Genomic DNA, 6,238 nt, shown 5'->3' with positions numbered 1-6,238 from the left:
TTCGTGTTTTTGCCTGATTAATGACATTTTTATTCATATCATTAAACCAGCATGCGGCAAAACCCGAGAGTTTTGCACCTTGAACATCCGTCACCAGATGATCGCCAACATGAAGAATGTGCTCGTTTCCCGTTTCCCGTTTCCCGTTTCCCGTTTCCCGTTTCCCGTTTTAGTTCGGCCAAGTATCCGGTACAACAAACCAAAATTGACCGTTCTTTGTTTGAGCGTGAACAAACCTATCGGATGGTTTATCGATAGGCTCTAAGAACTGCTCATTGCCTATTGCCCAAAGTGGTTTAGAGAGGGCGTAAAGTGGCTCTTCAATTTGCTCCCATTGGCTTTGATAGCACCAGTAACCGGATATTTGGCTTGGGTCTAGTTCGTAACCTAAACAGCTTGTCGGGATAGGTTCTGCTGAAAAAGGGTTAACGTAAAGACGTCCCTGCATTAGAAGGTGCTCACTCGGTATATTGTCTAACGGCAACTGTTGGTGGAACTCTTCTCTTTGACTCATTTTTAGTTGGTGGGTGAGCATGCGGTCGAGTTTCTTGTGCAGTTGGTCGTGAGCATTCGGCCCATACCAAATACCCTCATGCAGTAAGTAGAACTTGATGGCCACTTCCCAATGCTCGTGTTGTTTGGTTTCCTGATTCTTGAGGATCAAATCAACGGCGCCAATCGTGCGGCCAGTCTTGTCATTGAGTTGAATCTCTTCAGCAATCAATTCATATCGAGGCGAGTAAGTCAGCAGCTTGGTGCAAAGGTGTTGGTAAAGGAAGCCAAGTCGTGGATTACCATCGTAGTCTTCGTTGTCTGATAGAGGTGATGCCAGAAGATCTTCTACAGTGGCAAATGGCGTTTGAAGTTTAAAAAGTGGCGGGGTGCAAGCAATCCATTGATAGAAACGTTGTAGAGAATTCATCCATTATCCTTGTTGTCACTGGCATAGCCTTCCTATTGTATCGAAATTTATTTGAGTTGGGGATGTCACAACTGGCATCTAGATTGCGGTTCGATATACACTTTGCTCAAGCCACAAGTATTGGAAGTAAAAATGAATAACTTACAGCTGGAAAAGATCCTTAACGAGAAACTGTCGCCGCAACTTATCAAAGATTACGCGCCAAATGGTATGCAAGTAGAAGGCAAATCAGAAATCAAACGCATTGTGACTGGAGTTACAGCCTCACAGGCATTGATCGACAAAGCCATCGAGTTAAAGGCAGATGCACTGCTTGTTCACCACGGTTACTTTTGGAAAGGAGAGCCTGAGCCAATTCGTGGTATGAAAGGAAATCGCATCCGTAGCTTGATTAAAAATGATATCAATCTATATGGTTATCACTTACCGTTAGACATTCATCCTGAGCTAGGTAATAACGCAGAACTTGCTCGTTTGCTAGATATTGAAGTGGAAGGCGGCTTGGAAGGGCACCCACAATCGGTAGCGATGTTTGGGCGCTTGAAACAGGCAATGACAGGCGCTGACTTCGCACACAAAATCAATCAAGTCCTAAACCGTGAACCTTTGCATATTGCGCCTGAAAATTCAGACAAAATGATTGAGACTGTTGGCTGGTGTACCGGCGGTGGTCAAGATTTCATTGAGCTTGCGGCTCAGCATGGATTAGATGCATTTATTTCGGGCGAGATCTCAGAACGTACCACTTACACGGCTCGTGAATTAGACATTCATTATTTCTCAGCTGGCCACCATGCAACCGAACGCTACGGCATTAAAGCGCTAGGGGAATGGTTAGCGCAAGAGCATGGTTTAGACGTTACGTTTATTGATATTGACAACCCAGTATAGAAGGGACGGGTTTTGTCCTTTGCTATGAGAGACAGTTGCACTTCGGGATCTGAAGGGAAGAACAGATCCCCAACTCGCTCGTCCCTCGCTCTTGAGGATGACGAAGTACTCGGACTCCGCACGAGCGCTATCCCGCATCCATAGGGCTTCAGCTCGTTCCTGAGTTCCTTAAATAAAGAAAGGGTTGACGCTTTCACGCCAACCCTTATTTTATTCGATTCTCGATTCTACCCGTTACTCACGCTCGTGCAATGGAGAGAACTCACGTTGAGTTTCACCAGTGTATAGCTGACGAGGACGACCGATTCGGTTTAGTGGGTCGCTGTGCATTTCGTTCCAGTGAGCGATCCAACCGATAGTACGAGAAATCGCGAAGATTACCGTAAACATCGATACAGGAATACCGATCGCTTTTAGGATGATGCCAGAGTAGAAGTCTACGTTCGGGTAAAGCTTCTTAGACACGAAGTATTCGTCAGAAAGAGCAATGCGCTCAAGTTCCATTGCTACGTCTAGTAGTGGATCTTGGATGTTCAGCTCTTTAAGAACTTCGTGACATGTTTCACGCATTACTGTCGCACGTGGATCGTAGTTCTTGTAAACGCGGTGACCGAAGCCCATCAGACGGAATGGGTCATCTTTGTCTTTTGCACGCTCAACATACTCAGGAATGTTGTCTACGCTGCCGATCTCTTCAAGCATCTTAAGACACGCTTCGTTTGCACCACCGTGTGCAGGACCCCATAGAGAAGCAATACCTGCGGCAATACACGCGAATGGGTTCGCGCCAGAAGAACCAGATAGACGAACTGTCGACGTTGAAGCGTTTTGTTCGTGGTCTGCGTGAAGTGTGAAGATTTTATCCATCGCACGCGCAACAACAGGGTTTACTTCGTATTCTTCACATGGGTTTGCATACATCATGTGCAGGAAGTTTTCCGCGTAGTTTAGGTCGTTACGAGGGTAAATAAACGGCTGGCCGATTGAGTACTTGTAACACATCGCTGCCAGCGTTGGCATTTTAGACAGTAGACGATAAGCCGCAATTTCACGGTGCTCGTCGTTGTTGATATCTAGTGAATCGTGGTAGAAGGCCGCTAGTGCACCAACTACGCCACACATTACTGCCATTGGGTGAGCGTCGCGACGGAAGCCATGGAAGAAGCTTGCGATCTGCTCGTGCACCATAGTATGGCGAGTAACAGTTGTTTTAAATTGCTCGTATTGCTCACGGGTAGGGGCTTCGCCATAAAGCAGGATGTAACATACTTCCAAGTAATCTGCGTTATTGGCTAATTGATCAATCGGGTAACCGCGGTGCAAAAGAATGCCTTTGCCGCCATCGATGTACGTAATTGATGATTCACAAGATGCAGTGGCAAGAAAACCTGGGTCAAAAGTAAAGTAACCATTGGCTCCCAGTTTACGAACATCAATCACAGGTGTACCTAGCGTACCGTCCATAATTGGCAGTTCGATCGGCGCATGACCTTCAACATGAAGGGTAGCTTTCTTATCCGCCATAACAATCTCCTTTGTTTATTATTTAATCCGTCCAGGATGTTTATGTGCCATTTTTGTACTGTTGTTAAAGCTTAAAGTCAATTTTTCTCCAGTTTTGTGTGCACTTGTTATGATTTTTCTCATGAAAATCGTTAAAAATCTGTTCTATGTAGCATAATTTGTTACATCAATTGTATTAGAATGTTGCTGGCCGTATATTGGCACAGAAAATTTTAGTTAAATCCTTATAAATTCGGGGCTGGAAACAAAAGTGAGGTTTGTTTACGGACTCCGTTTGTTAACAAAGTGTTTACAATTATCTCCGAGCTTATTGCGAGTATTTGTTAATCAAATGTTAACTTTTGTACGTTTGGAAGCTGAAATTGGTTATAACAATAAATGCTCAATGGAGCTGAGTGAGCAAGCCCGTGAAAGAAAGAAAGTCAAGACCTGTTAATTTAGATTTACAGACCATCCGCTTTCCTATCACAGCAATCGCGTCCATCCTACACCGTGTGTCGGGTGTGATTACGTTTGTTGCGGTGGGTATATTACTTTGGTTACTGTCCATTTCTCTGTCATCCCCGATGGGTTTTATGGAAGCCGCTGACATCGTCGATAGCTTCTTCGTGAAATTCATTCTGTGGGGAATTCTAACTGCACTTGCCTACCACATTGCTGGTGGTGTTCGTCACTTGTTGATGGACCTAGGCCACTTTGAAGAACTCGAGTCAGGCGCAATGAGCGCTAAAGTCGCGTTTGGTGCTACTGCAGTGTTATCACTATTGGCGGGGATCTTGGTATGGTAAAACACGTTTCTTCATTTGGTCGTAACGGTGTCCACGATTTCTTACTGATTCGTGCGTCAGCGATCATTATGACTCTATACACGATTTATCTGGTGAGCTTCTGCGCTTTCTCAGATATCTCTTACGCATCTTGGACCCAATTCTTTGGTGGCACATTCACTAAAGTCTTCACCATGTTGGCACTTGTTTCGATTCTGATTCACGCGTGGATCGGTTTGTGGCAAGTATTAACGGATTACATTAAGTGCGCGAAACTTCGTGGCGCACTGCAACTTGGTGTTATTGCCGTGCTATTCGGCTATGTCTTCTCTGGTCTATTTATTCTGTGGGGTGCGTAAGTGTCTATTCCAGTTCGTGAGTTTGATGCCGTAGTAATCGGCGCTGGTGGTGCAGGTATGCGCGCTGCACTGCAAATTTCGGAGCAAGGCCTATCTTGTGCTTTGTTGTCAAAAGTTTTCCCAACTCGTTCTCATACTGTATCTGCGCAAGGCGGTATCACGGTTGCGCTTGGTAACTCGCACAAGGACGATTGGCAGTGGCACATGTACGACACAGTAAAAGGTTCTGATTACATTGGTGACCAGAATGCTATCGAGTACATGTGCAAGAATGGCCCTGAGTCGGTTATCGAGCTAGAAAAAATGGGTCTACCATTCTCTCGTTTCGATAACGGTTCTATCTACCAACGTCCGTTTGGTGGCCAATCGAAAGAATTTGGTGGTGAGCAAGCGGCTCGTACTGCTGCTGCGGCAGACCGTACTGGTCACGCTCTTCTTCATACGCTTTACCAACAAAACGTTAAACACAAAACAACCATCTTCTCTGAGTGGTACGCACTAGACTTGGTGAAAAACCAAGACGGCGCGATCATGGGTTGTACTGCTATCTGTATGGAAACGGGCGAGATTTGTTACTTCAAATCGAAAGCAACTATCCTAGCAACAGGTGGCGCGGGTCGTATTTACGCTTCTACAACGAACGCTCACATCAATACTGGTGACGGTGTTGGTATGGCGCTTCGTGCTGGCGTTCCAATGCAAGACATGGAAATGTGGCAGTTCCACCCAACGGGTATCGCTGGCGCAGGTGTTCTTGTTACTGAAGGTTGTCGTGGTGAAGGTGGTTACCTTCTAAATAAAGACGGCGAGCGCTTCATGGAGCGTTACGCACCAAACGCGAAGGACCTTGCTGGTCGTGACGTAGTAGCGCGTTCAATGATGATTGAAATCCGTGAAGGTCGTGGTTGTGACGGCCCTTGGGGTCCACACATCAAGCTGAAACTGGATCACTTAGGTAAAGACGTTCTTGAATCTCGCCTTCCAGGTATCTGTGAGCTTTCACGCACATTCGCGCATGTGGATCCAGTGAAAGAGCCAATTCCAGTAATCCCAACCTGTCACTACATGATGGGTGGTGTTCCAACACAAGTTTCAGGTCAAGCAATCAAGCAGACTGCTGACGGCAATGACGTTGAAGTTCAAGGTCTATACGCATGTGGTGAAATCGCTTCGGTATCAGTACACGGTGCAAACCGTCTGGGTGGTAACTCACTGCTTGACCTTGTGGTATTTGGTCGCGCGACAGGTCTACACCTTGGCGAAACATTGGCTGCTCAAGCTGAAGCTCGCCCAGCAACTGAATCTGACATTGAAGCGTCTCTAGCGCGTACTATGCGTTGGGAAAACAGCACTGGTGGTGAAGATCCAGTTCAAATCCGTAAAGATCTGCAATCTTGCATGCAAAACAGCTTCTCGGTATTCCGTGAAGGTGATGCAATGGCAACAGGTCTAGAAGAGCTGAAAGTGATCCGCGAGCGTCTGCAAAACGCACACCTTGCTGATAAGTCTTCTGAATTCAACACGCAACGTATCGAGTGTCTAGAGCTAGACAACTTGATGGAAACTGCATTCTCTACAGCTGTAGCGGCGAACTACCGTACAGAAAGCCGTGGTGCACATGCTCGTTTCGACTTCCCAGAGCGTGATGATGAAAACTGGCTATGCCACTCTATCTACAACCCGGAAACAGAAGCGATGACGAAGCGTGATGTAAACATGACGCCAGTTCACCGTGACGCTTTCCCACCGAAAGTACGTACATACTAAGAGGAGGA

General features: G+C 46.2%; 6 protein-coding genes and 1 pseudogene. 4 read left to right on the top strand and 3 right to left on the bottom strand.

What is annotated here, in order from left to right; translation table 11 throughout:
* Together KIO97_RS15920 and KIO97_RS15915 are read right to left on the bottom strand one after the other, a co-directional pair.
* Positions 1–127 (bottom strand): annotated as a pseudogene (locus KIO97_RS15920) (2-haloalkanoic acid dehalogenase); the annotation flags it as partial.
* Positions 128–169: 42 nt separating this feature from the next.
* Positions 170–922 carry a DUF1853 family protein gene (locus tag KIO97_RS15915; protein ID WP_285383408.1) on the bottom strand — a complete coding sequence of 251 codons (753 nt, stop codon included), beginning with the start codon at positions 920–922 and terminating at the stop codon, positions 170–172.
* A gap of 132 nt (positions 923–1,054) precedes the next feature.
* Between KIO97_RS15915 and KIO97_RS15910 the strand changes: the two genes are divergently transcribed.
* Positions 1,055–1,813: a Nif3-like dinuclear metal center hexameric protein gene (locus KIO97_RS15910; protein WP_285383407.1), complete on the top strand. Its 759-nt coding sequence runs from the start codon at positions 1,055–1,057 to the stop codon at positions 1,811–1,813.
* A 234-nt stretch (positions 1,814–2,047) separates the two neighbouring features.
* Here KIO97_RS15910 and KIO97_RS15905 read toward each other — a convergent pair whose 3' ends face one another.
* A complete protein-coding gene (locus tag KIO97_RS15905; RefSeq protein WP_005426685.1) occupies positions 2,048–3,337 on the bottom strand; it encodes a citrate synthase in 1,290 nt (429 codons plus the stop codon).
* Between the two features lie 395 nt (positions 3,338–3,732).
* Here KIO97_RS15905 and sdhC point away from each other — a divergent pair, with 395 nt between their 5' ends.
* From sdhC to sdhA, 3 genes are read left to right on the top strand one after another with little or no spacing between them, the layout of a single operon-like run.
* Positions 3,733–4,125 carry a succinate dehydrogenase cytochrome b556 subunit gene (gene sdhC, locus KIO97_RS15900; RefSeq protein WP_005426687.1) on the top strand — a complete coding sequence of 131 codons (393 nt, stop codon included), beginning with the start codon at positions 3,733–3,735 and terminating at the stop codon, positions 4,123–4,125.
* Entirely contained in the window at positions 4,119–4,463 is a 345-nt protein-coding gene (gene sdhD, locus KIO97_RS15895) for a succinate dehydrogenase, hydrophobic membrane anchor protein (RefSeq protein ID WP_005426689.1), read from the top strand. Before sdhC ends, sdhD begins: the two co-directional genes overlap by 7 nt.
* Positions 4,464–6,230 (top strand): succinate dehydrogenase flavoprotein subunit, encoded by a 1,767-nt coding sequence (gene sdhA, locus KIO97_RS15890; RefSeq protein ID WP_005426690.1) that lies wholly within the window; start codon positions 4,464–4,466, stop codon positions 6,228–6,230.
* The last annotated feature ends 8 nt before the right edge of the window (positions 6,231–6,238 follow it).

Source organism: Vibrio sp. B181a (genome assembly GCF_030248375.1).
In the GTDB taxonomy this organism is placed as follows: domain Bacteria; phylum Pseudomonadota; class Gammaproteobacteria; order Enterobacterales; family Vibrionaceae; genus Vibrio; species Vibrio campbellii.
The sequence above is the reverse complement of the archived record's forward strand: the minus strand, read 5'-3'. Positions and strand labels throughout refer to the sequence as shown.